Below are 21968 nucleotides of genomic sequence, written 5' to 3' on the forward strand. Positions count from 1 at the left end.
GCTAGACGCGTTGCTCAAGCGGCTTGATCAAGCCATCGCCCAGTTCTACGACGACGGGGTCGCCATCGACGAGATCAATGGCGTTTGACGCGGCATCCGCGTCAAGATGACATGGCCGGTCGCTTACACTGATGCACTGCCGAGCGACATCCAAGAATTTCTCTTGGCTTAGTGAACTACCCGCTACATCACCAAGCAGATAGCCACGCCAAATCATTTGAAATCTCAATGGTTCACGCGCCGGTCAATCGACCGCATAGTCACCAGGAGACGCCACCGTTGCATTAGGCGCCAATCGGAATACGCACTCCACATACGGCCGAACCTCCAACCATTCCGCTTGGCGGTCATAAAACTGCGCAAGCACCCTCCCGACATCCACCGCGCTTGGTGCTCCAGAAGACCAGTGCACGGAAAACGCAGCCCGAACATCCGCGGTGGAATGCTTGTCCGCGTCCTGGTGACCGTAAGCGTGAAACTCTCTGACGGCTCCCGGCGCCGCGTAGTCGCTAGCAGCGCCCGGGCACTTGGCCCCCTTCGTTACTTGCTCACGCTCGACATGCGCGCGAGAGAACGAATCCTGAACGGTGTGCAAGAGGCTTCCGAACGCGACCGCACCCAGATAGGAAGGCTTGCGGATGTTCGGATTGCCGAGGGCAAAAAGGTCTTGCACGCTCCATCCGTTCAAGCCAAAGACGTCGCGAATACCCACCACATCCTGATTCGCGACGATGCCATTGGCAGGGATCTTTCTGGTCGCGACCTTCCACGTGAACTCCGCCCACATCATGATGCGCCCGTAAGTAATGTCCGGCGGCTCACCATCGACCGAGCCCATCGCGTGGAGAAACTGCATGTCTCCAAAGTGAGACCGTACAAGTAGCGGTGCGGTCTTGGCGTTCAGCACTTCGCCGCGGGCCGCTCTCTTCTTCCCGTCGTAGAACACTCGCCCCCAGCACTCGGGCTGGACCACAAGGCGCACCGTGTCTCCGGCCTTGCATCCTCCGTACTTGCCGAACGAAGACTCGAACCTGAATGGCGGGTCATCATTCCAACGTACTCCGGCAAGCACGTAGGCCTGCGCCGGGTCCCAATCGGGGTCGGCGCAGATATCCGCGTCTCCATCGCAGTCCAATGACCGGTTTGCAATCTCTTCGTGGACTGGGCTACCGAACTTTCGAACTCCCAGGTCCACGAGCTTGCTGAGCAACTTGTCTCCGGTCGGTTGCCCCTTCTTCGCGAGCTTCTTCTCGAAGGACGTTCCGTCCGGCGATAGCTCGAAGGCAAAGGATGCGCCCGGCATCAACATGAATGCCGCTGTGGCTACGCTCGCCGCTTTCCAAAGCATCTTCGGCCTCCCATACCTTTGTGGTACTCCCCTGCACTACGGTAGCGGGGGTGAAAGGTCCTGGGCATCCCTACTTTGTGGGATGCCCAGTGTTGAAGCCGACTGAGAGCGCTAGTGCACGCCCTACCCCAGCCCATTCTCCTGCAACAACATCTCCGCCTCCCGCGCCAGATCCGCAGCGATCCAGAGCATGCGGTCCCGGTGCATCTCCCCTGCTTCTTCGAACCACCCGTTGCCGTCGCCATAGCAACACCACAGCAGCGAGTTCAGCTGCGCCAGTTTGATTTCGAGGAGTGCCCTTGCTTCGTCGCTTGTCCGCGTGGCGGGTTTCGACGAGCCGCGTGTGCGGCGACGGGAAGATTGGGGCGTAGAACGCCCGGCCATAATTCGCTCAGCCATTTGGTGTGCTCCTTGTAGAAGATTGGCACGTCATGTGGTCAGACGGCCAGGGTGTTCACGCACCCTGGCCGTCGCCATTTGTGCCTCACGTTCGCACCAATGCACCAGGGCATCGGCAACCCGCCGTGAGGCAAGGCGGTTCATTCACTCATTCAATCGGTCGTCTTGGGGTGTTCCTTTGCGGTGGATGTTCGTCGCCCACAGGGAGGGGCGACTTGTCGATGGGGCATTCACTGTAGAGAAGCGAAGCCGCGCAAGGGAAAAGATTTCGTCGAGGATTTCTCGAATCGAAGAGATATCTGCCGGGGCGCTGCGGCGAGACACAAAGCCATGACAGTCGGGCGGCGCAAAGGCTGCGTGCTGTGCATGGCGGGCACAATCTGCGGCATGCCAACGACCATCACTCTGCACGCCCGGGCGCCGACACGGCTGGCCTTTGGCGCGTGCAAGAGTCCATTTGCCCCAGGCGGCAGTGCATGCGAATCCACGAACTGAAACAACGACTCCGCGAAGCCGGCGCGGGCCCCAGCCACGAGCAGCGCATCTTGCGGCTGTGGTCGCATGCGCTGCCCCGCAACAGCGGCAGGCGTCTGCCGGGCACCTTCTTTCCGTCGTCGTTGCTGGAGGCCCTGCCCGCCATCGAGGCCGAGCTTGCGGGGCTGGCGCGCATTCACGCGGTGCACCCCGGCGCGGATGGTTCGGAGCGGCTGCTCGTGGCCCTCGCTGACGGCCAGACGGTGGAGAGTGTGTTGCTGCCTCGCGATGGCCTGTGCGTGTCTTCGCAGGTCGGGTGCGCCGTGGGGTGCCAGTTCTGCATGACAGGCCGCGACGGCTTGCTGCGCCAGGTAGGAAGCGCAGAGATCATTGCCCAGGTCGCTCTCGCGCGCATGCGCCGGCCGGTGCGCAAGGTGGTGTTCATGGGCATGGGCGAACCGGCCCACAACCTGGACAACGTGATGGAGGCCATCGACCTGCTCGGCACGGTGGGCAACATCGGCCACAAGAACATCGTGTTCTCCACCGTGGGCGATCCGCGCGCGTTCGAGAGGCTGCTGCAGCAACGCGTAAGGCCTGCGCTGGCGCTCTCGTTGCATACGACCAAGGCTGAGTTGCGCAAGAAGCTCCTTCCGCGCGCGCCAAACCTGACGCCCGAAGAAGTGGTCGATGCAGGCGAGCGCTATGCGCGAGCCACCGGTTACCCCATTCAGTACCAGTGGACGCTGCTGGAAGGCGTGAACGACGGGCAGGATGAAATCGACGGCATCGTGAAGCTGCTCTCCGGCAAATACGGCGTGCTGAACATGATTCCGTTCAATGCGGTGGATGGTGTGGCGTTCAGCCGCCCATCATGGGAGCGCTGCGAAGAGATTGCGCGCACGCTGCACCAGCGGGGCATTCTGACGAAGCTGCGCAATTCAGCCGGGCAGGATGTCGACGGTGGCTGCGGCCAGTTGAGGGCGCGTGCAGCCGAAGTGCGGGTAACGCTTCATCGAAGGGCTGAAGACTCTCGTTGAAGGCGGCCTGCTCCCTCATCTCACGTGAGGGAGGCCACCCAATCCCAGACCTGCCCGGGCGCCTCGACCATCACGTTGTGGCCATGCGGGCCAAGGTCGCAGGCGTTGGGGTCGAGGGAGCGGGTTTGCTCCAGCGTTACCAATGCGTCGTTACCGCCGCGGGCCAGATGGATGGGGCAGCGCGCAAGGGTCATCAGCTCGGACAGCGGTGGCTTGCCTACGGCGTTGGCTCTGGGGTCCATTGCGAGGCGCCAGCCGTCGTTGTTGTCGTTATGCGCGATGCCTCGCGTGACGACGGTTGATGCCGCGTTGGTGATTCCGGCGAGGCCGGAGACCTTCAGGTATCTGTCCCATGCTTCTGCTTCCGTGGGGAAGCTCTTGGCAGGCTGGGATGCCAGCGTCTCCATGCGGCGGAGTTCTTCGTCGCTCCACGCGATCTTGATGCCGGCTGCGAAGACGCGGTGCGGTGTAACGCCGAACCAACCCGTTGCCAGGGCGAGACCTATCACTCCGCCGAGCGAGTGCCCGAGAACCACGAGGCGACCCTCTGGGTGGCTGTGCGGCAGCACTGCGCGCCCGACGCTTGCTGCGTATTGGCCGATGGCGTAGGAGTCTTGCCGATCAGATTGGCCGTGGCCGGGCAGGTCAAGAGCGAGCCAGCGGCCGGTCCCGCGGGCACTGGCCTCTGCGCACATGGGCGACCACACGGCGCCTGTTGCGCCCATGCCGTGCAGCATGAGGAGGAGGTCTGGGCCTTCGCCCCCCTGTTCTGTGTACATGTGCGCTGTCTCCGTTGTGCTTTTGACGGCGCAAGAATACTCGGGGTGCCCCTCAGCGCAGACCTCGAATTTGAGCGAGTCGGGCGAATTGCCCTTGCGCAGACGTTCAGGTAGAAAGTGCGGACCATTGCCAGCTGCCGCAAAGCGCTGGATCGCCGCCTCTGCCATTGAAGCTGGATGCCCACACCATCGCGCAAAGCAGTGCTTTCATGACGCAATACGGTCCATCGCGCCGCGCGGTACTGCTTGGTTTAGCCGCGTGCTCGGCACTGCGGCCGACGACAAGCAGTGCCCGTTCGCTCTGTGACGAGCCTGCCAATGACAACGGCCCCACCTTCTCGCCGACGGGGCCTCGTGCGGAAGCATTCGGTATCAAAGAAGGTTTCCCCGTCGCTGATCCCTTGTTGCGTGGTCAGCCAGGCGAACCTCTGGACATGAAGTACCGCGTCGGTGCCTTCAGTCACTTCGATGACCAGTACCGCACTCGCCGGGTTGCTCGCGCAGCAGCCCCATGGTGCTTTGCCTATGCGGTCACCGATGTTCGCTATCGCTACAAGGGTGCCGACCAAACCATCGAGGACTATCTGGCACGGCACCCGGTCACCGGTCTGCTGATCGCCAAGGATCAAACGATCCTGCAGGAGCGCTATCAGTACGGCCGGTCGGACCGCGATCGCCTGTTCTCGGGTTCGATGGCAAAGAGCATCACTGGCCTGCTGGTTGGCCTTGCTGTCGCGGACGGGTCGATCAGGTCGGCAGACGACGCGGTGCAGGGCTATGTTCCGGAGCTCCAAGGCACGGAGTACGGCAAGACTGCTCTGCGCGACCTCCTGCACATGTCCTCTGGCGTGAAGTTCGGCGAAGAGGCCAACGGCGACCAGGATCTTGATCGATTGTGGGGTGGGATGGTCCTCGGCCACCGCTCCTGGATCGACAGGCTGCTTGGGCGCGGAGGACCGCAGCGCAGCACCATCGACACGATCTCTGCCTTCACCCAGCGCATTGCCCCGGCCAGGACTGAATTCCACTACTCCAGCATGGAGCCCGCGGTGCTCGGCCTCGTCGTGGAGCGTGCGACCGGTCGCACCCTGTCTGACTACCTGCACGAGAAAGTCTGGTCTCAGATAGGCACCGAGGCCGACGGCGCCTGGCTCGTGAACGCGCAAGGCAGCGAAGTCGCCTGGACGTTCTTCGGCGCGGCTCTGCGGGACTATGCACGTCTGGGACGGCTGCTCGCGCATGACGGAAAGTGGGAAGGCAGACAGATCATTCCGGCCCAATGGATGATCGAGGCAACGACAACGCGCCCGTCGGATCGCTACCTTTCCCCCGGAGTATCTGGCCCTCAAGCCCTTGGCTATGGCTACTTGATGTGGCTGCTTCCCGGTTCGGGGCGCCAGTTTGTTCTTCTTGGCGGGTACGGACACCGCATCTTCATCGACCCGACTGCCAAGCTGATCATGGTGCAGACCGGTGTCGATAGCTCGATCGATCAGAGCGACGAGCCTGCTCGTCTTTGGGCGGCAGTGGTGAGCAAGTTCGGTCGCTGAAGCAAAGTATGGGATATGAGACGGCGCCAGGTTGCTTCATTTCTCGGCGGAACGGCACTTGCTTCGCTCGTTGGGTTACCAGCGTTCGCCGACCCGCCCAATGGCTGCGGTGCTCCAGGCGTGCGAGACGATGGGTGTCCTTGCGGGCGGTCGCTGGAATGACCGCCAAATCGTTTCCAGAGATTGGATCGAGACCTCGACGACATCAAAGATCAAGGCGACGGACGATCAACAACTGCAAAAGCAGGCAGCGATACAGCGGGCTAACCGTTGTGCCGCCAAACCCCTGGTGACACGCCGTACTCTCGCTTGAAGGCGCGGTTGAAGGCCGCTTCCGACTCGTAGCCGACGCCCTCGGCGATGCGCGCAAGGTTGACCTGGTCTCTGCGCAACATGCCTGCGGCCAGGATCATGCGCCAGTGCGCCAGGTAGTGCATGGGCGGCGCGCCCACCAGCTCTGTGAAACGGTCCGCCAGCACGCTGCGCGAGATGTGGGACTCCTGCGCCAGTGCCTCCACCGTCCACGCGCGTGCGGGCTCGCCGTGCATCAGCGCCAGGCAACGGCCCACGTGGGGGTCGCGCAGGCCGGCCAGCCAGCCGGGGTTGTTGGCGGGCATGGACTCGATATAGCCCCGCACCACTTCCGCGAACAGTAACTCGGCCACCTTGGCGACCAGCAACTCCGAGCCGGGCGCTCGCGCGGCTGCGTCGCCCAGCACAAAACTGACGGATTGCTCGATCCACGGCCCCGCCGGCCTGCTGCGCAGCGCCGTGATGAAGAGGCCCGGAAGGTTGGACATGACGGGGTTGGGCGCATCGCCTTCGTACGTGAGCCAACTGCACACGAGCACCGTGCGATCGCCATCGCCGCCGTAGCGAATGCGTTGCACCGCGGGCACCTGCGGGCGCACGACATGTTCGACGTCCACGTCCGCGTGGCGCAGGTGGCTCCCCAGGACATGCGGATCGCCGTGCGGCACGGCGATGACTTCGCCGGCGTTCACGCGAATCGGCTCTGCCCCCTGGAGTTGCGCCCAGCACTGCCCCTGCAGCACCAGATGGCAGATGGCAAGGCGTGGAGCGCCGGGCTTGAGCACCTGGGCCAAGTCCGCGCTCTTGGGGACGTTGAAGCACCAGGGCGCGCGCATGTCTCCGTTCAGGAACAGGGCGCCTTCCAGCCGGATGGTCCGCAGCACGTCCGACAGCACGTCCATAGTCACCTCTCGAGCAGCAAGGCCGGGGTTTCGGTCAATAACTCCGGAGGGGCGGTCAAACCACGGGCCTATCGGTTCGGCACCATGGGGCCTGGTCGCTTTTGGCCGATTCTACAAACAGGAGTATTAATATGCCCAAGTTCGTAATCGAAAGAGACATCCCCGGCGCCGGCAAGCTCACGCCATCCGACCTGAAGGCCATCTCGCAAAAGTCCTGCGGCGTCCTCAGCAGCATGGGCACCGACATCCAATGGATCCACAGCTACGTGACGGGCGATCGGATCTATTGCGTCTACCAGGCGACCGACGAGGACCTCGTGCGCCGGCATGCCGAGCTCGGCGGCTTTCCGGCCAATCGGGTGGACCGGGTGTACAGCGTCATCGACCCGGCCACAGCCGAGTAAGAAGGGCGACATAGCTGCTTCTCGGCTGCCCGATGACCTGATGTTCAACCGCGCGCGGATCAACGACCCGGGCGCCTATGCGCGCGGATGCGGCAGCGCGTCGTGGTTGTTCATCGTCGGCGAGGAATTCGCTTCCATGCCCGGCGGCATGTCATGCGAGCAGGTGCAGGCCGGCACGTCGGGCTTTCCGAGCTGCTTCCACACAACTGGCAGCTTTGGCGGGCCTGCTATCGGGATCGGCCTGCGAGGAGCCTTCGGCCCTACTTGGAATTGGCTTTGCGACCTCGTGAGGCTGTCTTTGTGGGCACGCTGCGGCCGTACTGCTCCCACCACGCCGTGAGGGCAGCCATCGTAGGTCCGAGTCCCAGGGCCTTGCCTGTGATCTCGTATTCGACACGGGGAGGCACCTCCGCAAACACCGTACGGGACACCAGACCGTCCGCCTCCAACTCCCGAAGCTGCGCCGTCAGCATGTGTTGGGTTATCCCTGGAATTGCTTTGCGCAACTCCCCGAAGCGATAGATCCGCTGGTTGAGCAACCACATGATTTCCAGCTTCCATTTGCCGGAAAGCAAGGCGAATGCCCTGCGCATTTCCTCATGCATGTTGGTGCTGCCGGCTGCATTAGTCAGTTTTTCCATACTAGCCACCGCTTTTTCATCCTACTTGTTCTTTTTGATCTTAGACGACATCCTCGCGGCCCTGACTCACCCTGATCTGGAAACCTGATGATCGAAAACTATTTCTACTGGATAAGCACTGCGCTTCTGTGCCTTCTGTATGTGGCTTCTGCGGTGATGTACATCACCAAGAGGAGCTGGGTCCGCCAGGCTCTCGCCGACCTTGGCTATCCCGAATACCTTGTTCCGATCCTGATTGCCGTAAAGCTCCTGGCGGTCGCGGCCATTCTTTCGCGTGTGAGCGTTCGGCTGAGTGACCTCGCTTACGCCGGCGTGTTCTTCCACCTGCTTCTGTCCGCGTCTGCTCACATGAATGTGCGCAAGGCCAGTGCAGCCGCACCTGCCGCGGTGGGCCTCGTGCTGCTGATCTCTTCATTCGCGACGCAGAACGCCGCTCGCGATATTCCGTCGCCTAACATCCCCGCCGCAACGGCGAAACAACCAAGCCTCGACTGAAGGAGATTCCGATGGCTCGACTCAATGGAAAGATTGCTGTTGTGACAGGAGCAGGACGCGGCATTGGCCGCGCGACTGCCAAGCTGTTTGCGGCTGAAGGCGCGAAGGTGGCCGTTCTTTCGCGGACTGCCGCGAATGTCGACCGTGTCGTCGCCGACATTCAAGAGGCCGGAGGCACTGCGCTCGGCGTTGTATGCGACGTGAGCGATGCTGGCCAGATCAAGGCAGCCATTGATACGGTCGTCTCGACCTATGGCGGTCTCGACATCCTCGTGAACGTTGCATTCGACCCTTCTGTCGTGCAAGCGACGGTCATTGGCACGTCGGTAGAGCAACTGCAGCGCAATTTCGAGATGGGTCCGATTGCCTACTTGCGCACCATGCAAGCCTGCCATCCCCACCTCAAGGCCAGCGGCGAGGGCCGGGTCATCAACTTCGCGTCGCTTGCGGGAGTGCTTGGCATGGCGCCCTACGCCCCATACAACATGGCGAAGGAAGCTGTTCGCGCGCTGACGCGATCTGCCGCCAGGGAGTGGGGAGCAGACAAGATCACGGTCAACAACATATTGCCCGTTGCAGACACCTGGGGCGCCGGAGCCGATGCACCTCCCGCAAGCAACGCGCTCGGACGGCATGGATCGCCTGAAGATGACATTGCTCCCGTCGTTCTTTTCCTGGCCAGCAGAGATGCACAGTTCCTGACGGGCTACAGCCTGACTCCTGACGGCGGGATGATCATTGACAGCGCGCGCTGATTGACCGTGTTGGCAGCATGAGCGGCAACCCCGCGGTGGCGCAGAATTTTCCCTGGCCGCCTGGCAGTAGACGCCCAAGGCAAACCCCGGGTGCCCCGCATAGACACTTGTGAGAATCCACATGATTCAAATGAGACAACCCGAAGACGCGCCCCACGCGTTTCAAGCCGCCTGGAACAACCACGACATGGAGTCCCTCGGAGCGCTGTTCCATGAGGATGCGACATTCGTGAATCGGTTCGGGCACTACGTGCGCGGCATCGAGGAAATCGTCAAGCTGCATGCGCCCATTCACGCAACCATCTACAGCGATTCCACGCTCGAGAACGAGCTGATCGACGTGGTCGCCATCAGCGACGGCGCGGCAATCATTCACTTCTGGAGCCGCCTCACGGCCGGTGCGGCTCACCCGGCGGGCCCGCACGCTGTCGACACGCTGATCCTTGCCGTGCTGACGCGGCAGGCTGGCGAGTGGCGAATCAAGGCGCTCGAGAACGTCACCCTGACGAATCCCCGTACGGGAGCAGCCGTGTTGAGGGACGAGCAGGGTTCCTGATCGAGCAGACAATCGAAGAAGCTCAATTCGACTTCACAGCCACACCATGCCCCGCCTCGACGACCCCCTCCACGACGCCGAAATCGGCTCCCGCGACAGCACGCTCGACACCACCCGGATCGACGACGTGCGCATCGGCGCAGTTCGTCCGCTCATCACCCCTGCCCTGCTGCAGGAACGCGTGCCGGTGCGCGACAACACGCTGGCGCTGGTCGAAGGCAGCCGCAAGGCCATCGCCGACGTGCTGCACGATCGCGACGACCGGCTGGTGGTGGTGGTCGGTCCATGCTCCATCCATGACCACGACCAGGCCATCGAATACGCACAGCGTTTGAAGAAGGTCGCCGATTCCCTGCAGGACGACCTGCTGATCGTGATGCGTGCCTATTTCGAAAAGCCGCGCACCACCGTGGGCTGGAAGGGCTACATCAACGACCCGCACCTGGACGGCAGTTTCGCAATCAACGAAGGGCTGGAGCGCGCGCGGCGCCTGCTGCTCGAACTGACGACCCTGGGCCTGCCGACCGGCACCGAGTTTCTCGACCTGTTGAGCCCGCAGTTCATTGCCGACCTGATCGCCTGGGGTGCCATTGGAGCGCGCACCACCGAGAGCCAGAGCCATCGGCAACTGGCGTCAGGCCTGAGCTGCCCGGTCGGCTTCAAGAACGGTACGGACGGCAGCGTGAAGGTCGCGGCCGACGCCATTCTTGCGGCGCGCGCGCCGCACGCCTTCATGGGCATGACCAAGATGGGCATGGCGGCGATCTTCGAGACGCGCGGCAACGACGACTGCCACGTGATCCTGCGCGGCGGCAAGGCTCCCAACTATTCGGCCGCGGATGTCGCCTCCAGCTGCGAAGCATTGCTGGCGAACGGCCTGCGGCCGCAGGTCATGATCGACGTCTCGCACGGCAACAGCAGCAAGCAGCATCAGCGGCAGATCGTGGTCGCCGAAGACGTGGCGGCGCAGATCGCGGCCGGCGAGCGGCGCATCACGGGCATCATGATCGAGAGCCATCTCGAAGAAGGACGGCAAGACCTGAAGCCCGGCGTTGCGCTGAAGCACGGCGTGTCGATCACCGATGCCTGCATCGGCTTTGCCCAGACGGTGCCGGTGCTCGAGGGGCTGGCTTCGGCGGTGAAGGCTCGGCGGCGCCTGTCGAAGGCGTGAGGCTGCGGGGGTGTCCGCTCGCCTGCGGGCGCCTTGACCTCAGAAAAGTATCACCCACTCGCCGCGCAGATACCGATACGTGTAGCTGGGGCCCGAGAAGGTGGTGCTGCGGCTGTAGCCGGCGCCAAAGCGAAAGACCTGCGATCCTCTGACTGGGCTTTGCAGACTCAGGTCCAGCAGTCTTGTTGGCTGATTCAAGTCGTGATTGATCGTCTCGTTGCCAAGCCCTGCCGTCAGAGCGGCAGTCCATCCCTGGAAACGATGCCGCCAGCCGACCGCCAGCATCGACTCGCTGTAGTTCTTCGGATTGAAATAGGCCCTGTCCACGTCCTCATGACTGCTCCGGTACGTTCGATAGCGCGCTTGCAAGGTCAGCCCCAGATCGAGCGACGGTTGATAAATCAGCCGCAGGCGGGCGTGGTCACGTCGATTGCTGTCGGAAAAAAACTGCTGTCCCAGCAGCCCCACCAGGGTCACATGGCTTCCAAGCCCTTGGTCCACGGCAACCCCGACAAATGAAAAATCGATTCCGCGGTCCAGGGATTTCGGGGTTTCCACCCAGTCGCGCGTCACAAGAAACTCCACTGCCGTGCTCTTTGTCGGCGACATGCGGTAGCTGCCGTCGAGCGTCAGCAGCGTGTGCCCTCCCTGCTCGAACAGGCCAGCCTCCATTGCCCCTCCATCGCCGGTTCTGGTTTCGATCGAGCGGGCCAGAAATGAGATTTTCTTTCCGGCTCTTTGCCAGTTATTTTGCCGGTATTGATAATCGCCAAGCCGAAATCCGAGGAAGCGATCGGCATTTTCAAAAGCAGGGAAAAACTCGACCGACACTCGCCGCGATTGAAAGTTGTCGCTGTCGTTGGTCAGATAGAAATCCGTGCCGAAAGCCATGTCGGTTGTTTTCTCCGGGCTTTTTTCCTCCGCCCCTTCGCAGGAGGAAGCCAGAAAAACAAATCCCGAAGCAACGGCGGCAAAATATTTCAACGCGTCGATCATTTTGTCCCCCAGGATTTAGGTCTTCTGAACAGTTCATCCAGATATCCGAGAACACTGGCCGGCTGCAGCAACAGGCTATATAGCAATACGTAGAAAAAGAAGCCCTGGACATTCTTGCGCACGACCAACCCTGTTTTCTTGAACGTCCGGCGCTCGATCAAGAACATCAGGAGGCTCAATGCAAATGCAGCCGGTATCAGCGCGAGAGTCATCGGACCCACAATCCAGTAGTAGCCGAAAAGGGCCATTGCCAGCCCTGGTATGAATCCGATGGTGAACGCCAGGTCCAGCCACGGAAAGAGCAGGTTCCAGTAAATGAAGAATGTCGACAAGCGGGGCTTCAGGAGAATTCCCGGGTGCTTGATAAAGGCTTCCGTCATGCCGCGCGCCCATCGCTGGCGTTGCTTGACCAGTTGCTTGAGGGTGCTGGGCACATTGGTGAACAGGCACGCGTCCTCGCAGTGGCCAACCCTATAGCCGGCTTTCAGCAGGGCCCACGTGAGCACGATGTCTTCTCCCACGCACTCAGGCCACCCGCCAACCTCCACCAGCGCGGCCCGGTCGTAGACAGAAAATGCACCTTGCGCAACCAAGGTGCCCTGGAACAGCGATTGCACCCGCTTGATTGCAGCAATGCCGTGGAAATAGTCCCACTCCTGGCAACGGGTAATCCAGTTCTGCCGCGAGTTTCGAACCAGGATTTTTCCCGCGACGGCCCTCGTATTGGGCGGGTCAGCCAGATAGCGCTCGACAATACTGGCCAGCGCGCCTCGATACAGGAAAGAATCGGCATCAACCGTGACGACCAGATTGTGCAGAACTTCCTTGAACCCGATGTTGAGGGCGCGGGCCTTGCCTCCGTTCTTTTTCAGATCGACGAAGGTAAGCCATGGATATCGATTCTGGACGCGCTGGACAACAAGAGAAGTGCCGTCGGTGGAGCCGTCATTGATCACGATGACCTGCAGCGGGCCAGGGTAATTTTGCCGGTCGATGCTGATAAGAGTTTCCTCGATGGAGGCTTCCTCGTTGTACGCGGCGACCAGCATGGATATCGCAGGATAAGCGGACAAAGAAGGATGCGACGGCCTCTTGTCCAAAAGCAGGCTTATGGCCATGAATGCATTCATGAAGCCCGGAATAATGGCAATGCCATAGACCAGAAAAATGGCCAGCGCGGCGCCGACGTGGTATTTCAAATCGGCCAGCCAGAGTTCGGCGGCCCATATTGAAAACCCCATCCAGGCAATTGCGCCAATCAATGCAATAAGGAATTTCCCCGATACCGGTAGATAAATCCTTGATCGCGGCGCTTTTTGGCCATCTTCGTTCATATCACCCTCGATAGTTTCGGGAAACGTAACACTGATGAAACGCTCCGAACAGTCTGTTTACACCTTTTGATGCACTCCAACAACCATTAGTCAAGAAACCATGCCCGCCCGGCTCCGATGAAGGCTTCTATTTGTATCTGAGGTAGGCTGCGGAGACCTTGCGCGATGTCAATCGATCGCACGCAAACGCGTCGCAGCGCTGGGGGGTCATCGGATCGCACCGCTTCGACAACCGCTCGTTGCATGGTGATGCATCAGACCAATGCGAGCGGTTGACGCCTGCATTCGCCCATGGCTACATTCCCCTCAAAAGCTCTTGGGGAGGCCACGTTGCCCAGACATGTCTACTTCGTACTCGCCTTCATGGCCATCGCAGTGCTCGCAGGCAACCTGACCGCAACGGTCGTCGTGTTGCGCAGCGACTTTTATTCGCCACTGCAACGACGACTTCAGTTGGCTCTGGTGTGGTTGATTCCTGTGATCGGGGCGGCCTGCTGCGCAAGTTTCGCATCCATTCACAGGCGCGCAGTTCCCAAGCCCGACAAGAGATTCCCGGGACCCGACTCCTTCGATCTTCCCGGTGGCGAGGCCAACGGTCTTTGAGACTGGCGGTGCCTTCCTGCCAGCACTGGCGATCCAGCGCGCAAGGAGCGAATGAAGATGGGTAGTTTTTCGATGGAGCACTGTGCTCTGGCGGCTTGCGTACAGCAAGTGGCCCAGCATGCCCGAGCAGTCCTGATGCATGCCCGTGTTTGCTGATACCCAGGCCCTGCGCGAATCGCTGCGCAAGGCCGGGCTGAGCGACTACGCCCGGCGCATCGGGGCCTCGGTGCGGCCCGTGGTGATGTTCGTTCGCCGCCAGGAGAAGGACGACACGCTGCCCGTCGGCACCAGCAAGATGGCCGGCAACCCCGACCTTCCACCCGATGCGCCGTGGCCCATGCGCCCCGCACTGGCCGCGCCCGAGCGGCATCTGGCGCAGCTTCGCAAGCAGATCGAGGACATCCGGCACCCCAAGCCGTCGATGTCCGCAAGCGATGTCGAAGGGCTGCTGCAAACGATGCGCGCCAGCGGCGCCACCGAGAAAGACCTGGCGCTCATGCGCGACGCACTGCCAGGCACCAAGCGGCGCGACCCGAAGGTCGATGCGAGCCGCATCGCGTGGCTGCAGGCTCGCATGGCCGCACTGCAGACCGAATTTCCACTCGCCTTCATCGCGCAGCTCGACCTGGGCCAACTGTCCGCGCTCCCCGGCTTCGATCCGAAGCTGCCGCGCAGCGGCGTGCTCTTCATCTTCATGGACGCGATGCGCGACGACGATGGCAAGACGCCGCTTCACCACGTGTACTGGCACGACGCACGGCCGGCCGCGCTGCGGCGCCGCGAATGGCCCGTCGAGCTCCAGCGCTGGAACGACCGCTGGTCTTCCTACGGCCATCCTGCAAGCCCCGAAGAAGCCTGGTCCCGTCTGCCGATGGCCGACCGGCTGCTGCCGCATTCCGGCCTCAGCGTGCCGCATCACTGGAAGACGGCCCTGCCGCAGCACAGCAGCAAGGCGATCTGGGCCTGGTTCCAGGGGGCAGACCCGCTGCAGCTGTCGCCCCACCTGCCTCCAGGCGACACCGCGCACGGCGGCAACTTCGGCGATCGGCTAGGCGGCTGGCCCGACGACATCCAGGGCCACGCCGAAGATGACGTGGACCCGGCGGGCGGGCACATCGCAGTGCCCGGCCAGACGCCATGGCGGCATCTGTTTTCGTACGGCGGTGAATACCATGCCGGCGCCCGCCGATCGGATTCCGTAGCCAGTGGCGACGGCAACCATTTCCTCATGATCCGCGACGAAGACCTCGCGCAACGCCGGTTCGATCGTGTGCGCGATACCTACCAGTCGACCTGAGCACCACGGAGGCAGGATGGCTGACAGCAAGAAACGCCTGTTCTTGAGACTCATGGCAATGCCTCTCGCCATGCTTGGGCTGTCCCCGCCGGCACCCGCAAAGCCCGTGTCGGAAAACATGCAACTGATGGGCACCAGCTACGGCCCAAGCTCGGATCAGCAAGCGGCAAATGACGCAGTCATGTTTTGGAAATGCCGTGACCGAGCGATCTGATCTCCGAATAGGCGACGGCACCGTGTCGAAGACGCGGATCACGCGACTTTCAAGGCCCTGAACCTTCGTTACGCGCACGACCGGGAGCGCGCCTGCTACATCACCGCCAAGGCGATCCGCACGAAGAGCCCGGAGGCCTTCGAGATCGTGCCGGAGATACGGCTCAACTACCGCGACGGTACGCGCGATGAGCTGCATGACATCAGCCACATCGCTCGTGATCGTGAAGCTGTCTATTTCTACGGAACCCGCCTGAAGGGTGCCAGGCCGGAAAACTTCCGCGACCTGGGCCACGGCTATGCGACCGACGGCACTACCGTGTGGTTTCTTGACGAGAAAAAGGTGATCGAAGGCGCGGATGCGGCCACCTTCACCGTTCCCGGCCCTGGCGAGCCGCATGTGCCCGGCCGCTGGTGGTGGCACCAGCTTGCGGGCGAAGCGGCGGGCAACAAAGGCCCGTCGCCCTAGGAGGCCGTCTTGCTCGCTGTTTACGACGGGTCGTAACCCGGCGCCGAGCTGATCTCGGTCGGCTTGTAGATCTTGTGCTGCGCTACCCCGCTGCCCGCATCCGTCACCACCAGCAGCCGCCACAGCGGCTCGCGCACCGAACACGCGCTCTCTTCGCTGCTGAGCTTGAAGCTGGGCACCCCGGGCGCCGTGCCCTTCACCACGACGCGCAGGAGCGTCTGCCCCTTGGCGTTCGAGACTTCGAGGTCGAAGCCGATGTTCTGGGCGATCACGCTCTCGGCCTTGTAGCCGTAGCCGGTGAAGTGCTTCGTCACGTACTCGATGGCGGCTGCGTGCACTTCCTCGGGCGAAGCCTGGCCGGTTGCGACCGCTGCCGCGGGCTCGGCCACCTTCGGCACGCTGCCGCGCGCCTTCGCGGCTTGCAGGTCGGCCTCGGTCGGAACCCAGCCGCGCGGGCCACGCACCAGCACCGCAAGCTTTTTCTCGGGCTCCCAGGTGGCGACGTGCCATTCGTCGTCGTCACGCACGCGGGTGGAAACCTTGGCGTCCTTGTTGCTCTCCAGCTCGGCGATGGCGATGCGGTTGGTCTGCAGCACGGCGCGGAAGCCCTGGCCTGCATCGAAGGTGCGCTTGAGCAATGCAAGCCGGTCCTTGGCACGCTGCACCTGCTGCGCGTTGCGCGGGCCGCCGCCAACGCGATGCTGCGTATCGAGCGACTCGATGCAGAACCAGCGCCCGCCCGAACCGACACTCACGAACTCGCCCCAGATGGTGGCGATGACGTTGTCGCCGGTCGCCAGCCAAGCGTGGTCGAATGGCTTGTCCCGCGCGTCGAACACACCCATCTTGGCGACGATCTCGACCGGCGTGAGCCGTGGTCCTTTGAGCCGCATTTCGTCGATGACGGCGAGTACGTGGGGTTCGACTTCCTTGTCCATTCAGTGGAATTCTGGTGAGTTTGAGGGGGGTGGGAGTATGCCGCATCGCTTGCCGCGCCCACCGGGACAGGCGCGATCGTATGGCAGGATCAAAGGATGAACGAGCCCTCACGCCGAATACCGTATCGCACCTGGCCGGGCGCGCTCGCGGTGCTTCTCGCCATTGCCGTCTACGTGGGCGGCCTGACATTCTGGGACCGCCATACCTCGGGCAGCAGACCGTTGCCCGTGGGGGAGACGATAGATGTCGGCCAGGCCCGGTTCATTCCCGCCGACGGATGGGAGATGGATGTGTCGCGCTCGAAGGCAGGCAAGTCGCTGATGCTGTTCAAGGGCGGCCACAAGTTCCTGGTGACCACGGGCCGGTGGGTGGGCGGACCCGACGGCCCCCTGATACGGCAGCAGCGGCTGATGGAACGCGGCCAGCGCCTGAGCATCGAGGGCGACGTGTCCGACTTCGTCACCTCATGGGGCCTGCAGGGCAAGACTTTCGCGTATTACGGCTCGAAGCTGGCCGGCCGGTTCTGGCAGGTGGTCGACCTGCGGCGCAAGTCGCTGGTGCAGATCGACTTCTACGGCTCCAACGACGGCATGGACGATGCGCTGACGGAAGCGCGGCGCATGCTGGACTCGATGGACCTGGAGGCGCCGCAATGAGTTCGCCCGCCTTCGAGCAGGGCGACGCAGGCTGGCCGGTTGGCACCGATTCATTCTTCCAGCCGCAGCGCGCCGCGTTCTGGGTGCTGACGGCGCTGATCGTCAACGGCCTGTTCTACACGGTCAGCATGTTCTCGATGGGGTTCCGCGTGGTGCCCGTTACCGCGTTTCTGGGGCTGCTGGTGTGGGGGCTCTACTCCCTGGCTTTCTTCCAGGCGTTTCGCACGCTGGACTTGCTCGAGCAGCATCCGCCAGAGGCTTATGTGCTGGCCTTTGCGTGGGGCGGCATGGGCGCTGTCTACTTCGCCGCGCCGGCCAACATCGCGATTCAGAGCCTGTGCGCGAAGCTGGTGTCGCCGGAGTTCGTCGCGGTCTGGGGGGCGGCGATTGCGGGGCCGATCACGGAAGAATTCCTGAAGCTGGCTGGCGTCATCCTGCTGGTGCTGGTCGCGCGCAACCAGTTTCAGACTTATCTCTCGGTGCTGATCGTCGGTGCGATGGCGGGGCTGGGCTTTCAGGTGATCGAGAACCTGAGCTACACCGTCAATTCGTCCATGCACTTTCCGCTCGAAAACCAGGTGTATCCGGTACTTCTGAACCTGCTGACGCGCGGGCTGCTGAGCGGGCTGTGGAGCCACGCGGCCTACACGACGATCGCGTCCTTCGGCGTTGCATGGTTCCTGCTCCACCCGGAGCGGCCGATGGTGATGCGGATTGCCTGCGCGCTGCTGTGCTTCGGCCTTGCGTGGGCCATGCACTTCGTGTGGAACGCGCCGTTTCTGGAAGACCTCTTCGAGGGCGGATACGGCGAGATGGCCGTACTGCTGATCGTCAAGGGCATTCCCGTTGTCATCGCGGCAGGGCTCTTCTGGCGGGTTGCCGTTCGCGAGAACGGCACATACCTGCATGCCCTCGCAGCCTGGTTCGTGCCGGAGCGCGAGTTGATCCGCGACGACGAATGGGTTCGCCTGGGCGCGCCCATGCAGCGCTACAAGGTCCGCAGGGAGATGGGGTGGACCTTCGGCTGGAAAGCAAGGCGCCTGAAGACGCAGCTGCAGCGCGAGCAACTACGGCTGATCCGCAAGGCCGGCACCTACGGACGCGGGGCGCAAACGCTGCGGCATGAAGTGGCCATCAGGCGGCTGCGCGCGGAGCTGGATCCGCTCATCGGGGCGAAAGCATGAGGGCGCTGCTGTTGCTGGTGCTCGCGGTGCTGGGAGCCGGATGGAGCGCTCCTTCGCGGGCAGTCACGCTCATCGAGCAGGCGCAGCTCACGCTGGCCTTGCGCGGTCAGGCTCCAGCCCAGGCACCGCAGCCGCAGACCGTCGCACTGCCTTATGACTGGGATCAGCGGCAAGGTGCAGTCGACGGCGAGGCACGTTTCGCGTTCGACATACCGGTGGCCGACCCTGCCGCGCCGCTGGCGCTGTTCGTGCCGCGCCTGGGCAACAGTTTTCGTGTGCTGGTGAACGGCCAGGAACTGGCCCGATTCGGCGCCTTCCCGCCGGGCCCCTACGACGATGCCTCCGTTGCGCCGCAGTACTTCGTGCTGCCGGCCTCGGGCTCGACGTCGCCGCATCGCGTTGAAGTCGTCATCGCGGCACAGGCTGCGAGGCAGGGAGGGCTGTCGCCGGTGGTGGTCGGCAGCAAGGCCGAGGTTCTTCCGTTATACGAAGACGCCCTGTTCTGGCATGTCAGCGGCGGACGCTTCATTGCCATCGTGAGTGGCGTGCTGGGAGCGCTGTCGCTGCTGGTGTGGCTGCGACAGCGCGAACCGATCTACCTCTACTACGGCCTGGGAGAGTTGTTGTGGTCCGTGCAGACGGCGCGCGTGCTGTTCACGCATGTGCCTCTGCCCTGGCCCTGGTGGGGTGTGCTGCCGCTGGCTGCGTTCCAGGCGGCGGTGCCGCTGCTGTGCCGCTTCGCCCTGGCCGTGGTGGGACGCGACAACACCCGCCTGGCACGCCTGCTGGGCCTGATGGCCTGGCTGGCACCGGTTGCGGCCGTGCTGGGCATCATGGTGCCTTTGCTGTGGCTGATGCCGCTGTGGCGGTCGCTGGGCCTGCTGGCCGCGCTGGCAATGATGGTCGTCGTGGTGCGCGTAGCGCTGCGCAGTGCCGTGCTGGAACACCGCGTGCTGGGCGTGGCCGTGGTGCTGGTGGTGCTATGCGGCGCGCGCGACGTCTGGGTGATGCGCACATCGCCGGAGGCCTACGCGATGGTGCCGTGGATCCGCTTCGCCTGGGTTGGCTTCGCCATCACGCTGGCATGGGTCATCGCCGAGCGCATGCGCAAGGACGCCCGGGCGATGGCGACAATGAACGCCTCGCTGGAAGCGGAACTCGCAGAGCGCAACGCTGCCCTGGAAGCTTCCTTCGCGCGCGAGCGGGAAGGAGAAAAAGCGCGCGGCGCGCTGGAAGAACGCCAGCGCCTGACGCAGGACCTGCACGATGGTCTCGGTGGGCAGCTGGTCGGGCTGCTGCAGATGACCCAGCAACCAGGAACGGCCCTCGGCGATGTGGCGCTGCACCTGCGCGACGCGGTGGACCAGCTCAAGCTCACGGTGGACGCCATGCATGGCTGCGAGGGCGACGTTGCCTCGGCCCTGGGCAGCGTGCGCTACCGCCTGGGGCCGCGCCTGCAGGCTGCCGGCATCGAACTGCACTGGGACGTGGGCCCCCTGCCGCTGATGACGGGCTGGAGCGCGCGCGAGTCTCATCAGACGCAGATGCTGCTGTTCGAGGCGTTCGCCAACCTGATGGCGCACGCGCAGGCGACGCGGGCCAGCCTCGGCGCGAGACTGGTGCCCGCCAGCACCGGCGAAATCATCGAGATCGAGTTGCGCGACAACGGCCGCGGCTTCGATGCAGAAGCCAAGTTCGCGGGCAAGGGACTGACGAACATGCACACGCGCGCCGCCGCGCTGGGTGGCGCACTCACGGTGCGCTCTCAGCCCGGAGATACATGCCTGCGCCTGCGACTGCCCGTGCCGGCGGCGACAGCAGTCGGCAAATAAAAAAGAGAAGGGCTTCAGGGAGAAATTCAGGGAGAAATCGAGCGCTGCGTCGCGCTCGACAAGGCCCGTGGCACCCATGCCGGGTATCCCGGTGCGTATCGATTTGACTTTATTTTAGATATATCTAAAATAATTCCGATACACATCACAAAGGATGCCCACCATGAGACATTTCCATCTCAACCATCACCACTGCCACACCGCCCGCGGCGAACATGAAGACGGCCTTTCCGGCGGCCGCGGACACCGTGGCGGCCGCGGCGGCGGACGCGTGTTCGGCCATGGCGGCCTGCGCTTCGTGCTGCTGCAGCTCATCGCCGACAAGCCGGCCCACGGCTACGAACTGATCAAGGCCATCGAAGACCGCCTCGGCGGCAGCTATGCGCCGAGCCCCGGCGTGGTCTACCCAACCCTCACGCTGCTCGAGGAAATGGGCTACCTCAGCGTGGAAACCGCCGACGGCAGCGGCCGCAAGCGCTACAGCATCACGGCCAGCGGCCAGGAATTCCTCACGGCCAATCGCGAGATGGCCGACGCCATGATGTCCCGCATGAGCGGCGGCGTCGACGGCGCCGGCCCGCGCGGCGGACGCCCGCCGCAGGTCACGCGCGCCATCGAGAACCTCAAGCTCGCAATGCGCATGCGCCTGTCTGGCGTGCTGACCGAGCAGCAGGCCCACGACTTCGCCGCGGTGCTCGACAGCGCTGCACAGCAGATCGAAAAGATCTGAACCCCATCTCAACCCGCCCTGCTCACCCAGGACTTCTGCAATGACTGACTTCAGTACTTCATCTGCTTCCACCGCCCCCGACCGCACGCCGCGCCGGGTGCGCCACGACCTGCGCTTTCGCCAGCTCACGGTGAAATCCGCGCAGCGCGTGACGCCGCACCTGATCCGCATCACCCTCACGGGCGACGACCTCGCGGGCTTCACCAGCCCCGGCTTCGACGACCACGCGAAGATCTTCTTTCCCGATGCCACCACCGGCAAGCTCACGCTGCCCACCGCCGGCCCCGAAGGCCCGGTGTGGCCCGCAAGCGGCCGCCCCACCATGCGCGACTACACGCCGCGCCGCCACGACGCCAAGGCCGGCACGCTCGAAATCGACTTCGCGCTGCACGAAGCCGGCCCCGCCACGCAGTGGGCCGAGCAGGCCAAGCCCGGCGACGTCGTCGGCGTGGGCGGCCCACGCGGCTCGTTCATCGTGCCGACCGAGTTCGACTGGCACCTGCTGATCGGCGACGACACCGCCCTGCCCGCCATCTCGCGTCGCCTGGCCGAACTGCAGGCCGGCTCTCGCGCGGTAGTGCTGGCGGAAGTCGACAGCGAAGCCGACGAGATTCCGTTCGACACGCAGGCCGAACTCACGTTGAAGTGGGTGCACCGCCGCGGCACCGAGCCGGGCCTGAGCCCCGTGCTGCTCGACGCGCTGAAGGCCATGCAGCTACCGGCCGGCGATTTCCATGCGTGGGTAGGCTGCGAATCGGCCATCGCCAAGGCGCTGCGCGCGCACCTGGTGGGCGAGCGCGGCGCGAACCCGAAGTGGACGCGGGCCTCGGGCTACTGGCGTCGCGGTGCGGTGGCAACGCACGACACGCACGACGAGTGATGGGTCCTT

General features: G+C 63.5%; 24 protein-coding genes and 1 pseudogene. 16 read left to right on the forward strand and 9 right to left on the reverse strand.

The features are described from left to right. Positions 1–244: 244 nt before the first annotated feature. Positions 245–1348, reverse strand: a complete 1104-nt coding sequence (locus ACZYSP_RS23995) for a hypothetical protein (protein ID WP_489016990.1) — start codon at positions 1346–1348, stop codon at positions 245–247. A 123-nt stretch (positions 1349–1471) separates the two neighbouring features. After that, complete coding sequence (locus ACZYSP_RS24000; protein WP_489016992.1) at positions 1472–1747, reverse strand: hypothetical protein; 276 nt, start codon at positions 1745–1747, stop codon at positions 1472–1474. Between the two features lie 476 nt (positions 1748–2223). Here ACZYSP_RS24000 and ACZYSP_RS24005 point away from each other — a divergent pair, with 476 nt between their 5' ends. Beyond that, the gene (locus ACZYSP_RS24005) at positions 2224–3261 is read left to right on the forward strand and encodes an RNA methyltransferase (protein ID WP_093082447.1); all 1038 of its coding nucleotides are present in this window, start codon (positions 2224–2226) and stop codon (positions 3259–3261) included. 20 nt (positions 3262–3281) lie between these two features. Here ACZYSP_RS24005 and ACZYSP_RS24010 read toward each other — a convergent pair whose 3' ends face one another. Next, positions 3282–4040: an alpha/beta fold hydrolase gene (locus ACZYSP_RS24010; protein WP_489016994.1), complete on the reverse strand. Its 759-nt coding sequence runs from the start codon at positions 4038–4040 to the stop codon at positions 3282–3284. 167 nt (positions 4041–4207) lie between these two features. On the opposite strand from ACZYSP_RS24010, the gene ACZYSP_RS24015 reads away from it, so the two are divergent. Beyond that, positions 4208–5590 carry a serine hydrolase domain-containing protein gene (locus ACZYSP_RS24015; RefSeq protein WP_489016996.1) on the forward strand — a complete coding sequence of 461 codons (1383 nt, stop codon included), beginning with the start codon at positions 4208–4210 and terminating at the stop codon, positions 5588–5590. 263 nt (positions 5591–5853) lie between these two features. Here ACZYSP_RS24015 and ACZYSP_RS24020 read toward each other — a convergent pair whose 3' ends face one another. Next, a complete protein-coding gene (locus ACZYSP_RS24020; protein ID WP_489016998.1) occupies positions 5854–6804 on the reverse strand; it encodes an AraC family transcriptional regulator in 951 nt (316 codons plus the stop codon). 131 nt (positions 6805–6935) lie between these two features. On the opposite strand from ACZYSP_RS24020, the gene ACZYSP_RS24025 reads away from it, so the two are divergent. Next, a complete protein-coding gene (locus ACZYSP_RS24025; RefSeq protein WP_093059083.1) occupies positions 6936–7208 on the forward strand; it encodes a DUF4242 domain-containing protein in 273 nt (90 codons plus the stop codon). 75 nt (positions 7209–7283) lie between these two features. On the opposite strand, the gene ACZYSP_RS24030 is transcribed toward ACZYSP_RS24025, so the two are convergent. Both ACZYSP_RS24030 and ACZYSP_RS24035 read right to left on the reverse strand, forming a co-directional pair. Next, complete coding sequence (locus ACZYSP_RS24030; protein WP_489017000.1) at positions 7284–7412, reverse strand: hypothetical protein; 129 nt, start codon at positions 7410–7412, stop codon at positions 7284–7286. A gap of 56 nt (positions 7413–7468) precedes the next feature. Then, complete coding sequence (locus tag ACZYSP_RS24035) at positions 7469–7849, reverse strand: winged helix-turn-helix transcriptional regulator (RefSeq protein ID WP_354337529.1); 381 nt, start codon at positions 7847–7849, stop codon at positions 7469–7471. Between the two features lie 87 nt (positions 7850–7936). Between ACZYSP_RS24035 and ACZYSP_RS24040 the strand changes: the two genes are divergently transcribed. The 4 genes from ACZYSP_RS24040 to ACZYSP_RS24055 all read left to right on the forward strand — a co-directional run bounded on the left by ACZYSP_RS24040 (position 7937) and on the right by ACZYSP_RS24055 (position 10826). Beyond that, positions 7937–8344, forward strand: coding sequence for a DoxX family protein (locus ACZYSP_RS24040; protein WP_440533907.1), 408 nt, complete (start codon positions 7937–7939; stop codon positions 8342–8344). An 11-nt stretch (positions 8345–8355) separates the two neighbouring features. Beyond that, entirely contained in the window at positions 8356–9099 is a 744-nt protein-coding gene (locus ACZYSP_RS24045) for an SDR family NAD(P)-dependent oxidoreductase (RefSeq protein WP_489017003.1), read from the forward strand. A 130-nt stretch (positions 9100–9229) separates the two neighbouring features. Further along, on the forward strand, positions 9230–9655 hold the full coding sequence (locus tag ACZYSP_RS24050; protein ID WP_489017005.1) for a YybH family protein: 426 nt from the start codon (positions 9230–9232) through the stop codon (positions 9653–9655). Between the two features lie 46 nt (positions 9656–9701). Continuing rightward, on the forward strand, positions 9702–10826 hold the full coding sequence (locus ACZYSP_RS24055) for a 3-deoxy-7-phosphoheptulonate synthase (RefSeq protein ID WP_093059079.1): 1125 nt from the start codon (positions 9702–9704) through the stop codon (positions 10824–10826). A gap of 39 nt (positions 10827–10865) precedes the next feature. Here the strand turns inward: ACZYSP_RS24055 and ACZYSP_RS24060 are convergent, their stop codons facing one another. Next, positions 10866–11822: a hypothetical protein gene (locus tag ACZYSP_RS24060; RefSeq protein ID WP_489017007.1), complete on the reverse strand. Its 957-nt coding sequence runs from the start codon at positions 11820–11822 to the stop codon at positions 10866–10868. Beyond that, positions 11819–13156, reverse strand: coding sequence for a glycosyltransferase family 2 protein (locus tag ACZYSP_RS24065; protein ID WP_093082430.1), 1338 nt, complete (start codon positions 13154–13156; stop codon positions 11819–11821). Before ACZYSP_RS24065 ends, ACZYSP_RS24060 begins: the two co-directional genes overlap by 4 nt. 291 nt (positions 13157–13447) lie before the next feature. On the opposite strand from ACZYSP_RS24065, the gene ACZYSP_RS24070 reads away from it, so the two are divergent. From ACZYSP_RS24070 to ACZYSP_RS24085, 4 genes and pseudogenes are all read left to right on the forward strand, one after another. Beyond that, positions 13448–13759, forward strand: a complete 312-nt coding sequence (locus ACZYSP_RS24070; RefSeq protein ID WP_143047771.1) for a hypothetical protein — start codon at positions 13448–13450, stop codon at positions 13757–13759. A gap of 139 nt (positions 13760–13898) precedes the next feature. Continuing rightward, positions 13899–15056, forward strand: a complete 1158-nt coding sequence (locus tag ACZYSP_RS24075; RefSeq protein WP_489017010.1) for a DUF1963 domain-containing protein — start codon at positions 13899–13901, stop codon at positions 15054–15056. A 16-nt stretch (positions 15057–15072) separates the two neighbouring features. Beyond that, positions 15073–15270, forward strand: a complete 198-nt coding sequence (locus tag ACZYSP_RS24080) for a hypothetical protein (RefSeq protein WP_093082425.1) — start codon at positions 15073–15075, stop codon at positions 15268–15270. 30 nt (positions 15271–15300) lie between these two features. Then, positions 15301–15738 (forward strand): annotated as a pseudogene (locus ACZYSP_RS24085) (DKNYY domain-containing protein); the annotation flags it as partial. Between the two features lie 20 nt (positions 15739–15758). Here the strand turns inward: ACZYSP_RS24085 and ACZYSP_RS24090 are convergent. Then, the gene (locus ACZYSP_RS24090) at positions 15759–16676 is read right to left on the reverse strand and encodes a DUF3883 domain-containing protein (RefSeq protein WP_093082420.1); all 918 of its coding nucleotides are present in this window, start codon (positions 16674–16676) and stop codon (positions 15759–15761) included. A 96-nt stretch (positions 16677–16772) separates the two neighbouring features. Between ACZYSP_RS24090 and ACZYSP_RS24095 the strand changes: the two genes are divergently transcribed. The 5 genes from ACZYSP_RS24095 (at position 16773) to ACZYSP_RS24115 (ending at position 21959) form a co-directional block, all read left to right on the forward strand. Then, the gene (locus tag ACZYSP_RS24095) at positions 16773–17333 is read left to right on the forward strand and encodes a hypothetical protein (RefSeq protein ID WP_093082416.1); all 561 of its coding nucleotides are present in this window, start codon (positions 16773–16775) and stop codon (positions 17331–17333) included. Continuing rightward, positions 17330–18517: a PrsW family intramembrane metalloprotease gene (locus tag ACZYSP_RS24100; protein ID WP_489017013.1), complete on the forward strand. Its 1188-nt coding sequence runs from the start codon at positions 17330–17332 to the stop codon at positions 18515–18517. The genes ACZYSP_RS24095 and ACZYSP_RS24100 overlap by 4 nt, the downstream gene beginning before the upstream one ends. Then, complete coding sequence (locus ACZYSP_RS24105) at positions 18514–20349, forward strand: sensor histidine kinase (RefSeq protein WP_093082410.1); 1836 nt, start codon at positions 18514–18516, stop codon at positions 20347–20349. Before ACZYSP_RS24100 ends, ACZYSP_RS24105 begins: the two co-directional genes overlap by 4 nt. A 163-nt stretch (positions 20350–20512) precedes the next feature. Continuing rightward, on the forward strand, positions 20513–21079 hold the full coding sequence (locus ACZYSP_RS24110) for a PadR family transcriptional regulator (protein WP_093059065.1): 567 nt from the start codon (positions 20513–20515) through the stop codon (positions 21077–21079). A gap of 40 nt (positions 21080–21119) precedes the next feature. After that, entirely contained in the window at positions 21120–21959 is an 840-nt protein-coding gene (locus ACZYSP_RS24115; RefSeq protein ID WP_489017016.1) for a siderophore-interacting protein, read from the forward strand. Positions 21960–21968 lie beyond the last annotated feature (9 nt).

The sequence above is a fragment of the Variovorax sp. F042 genome, assembly GCF_057814215.1.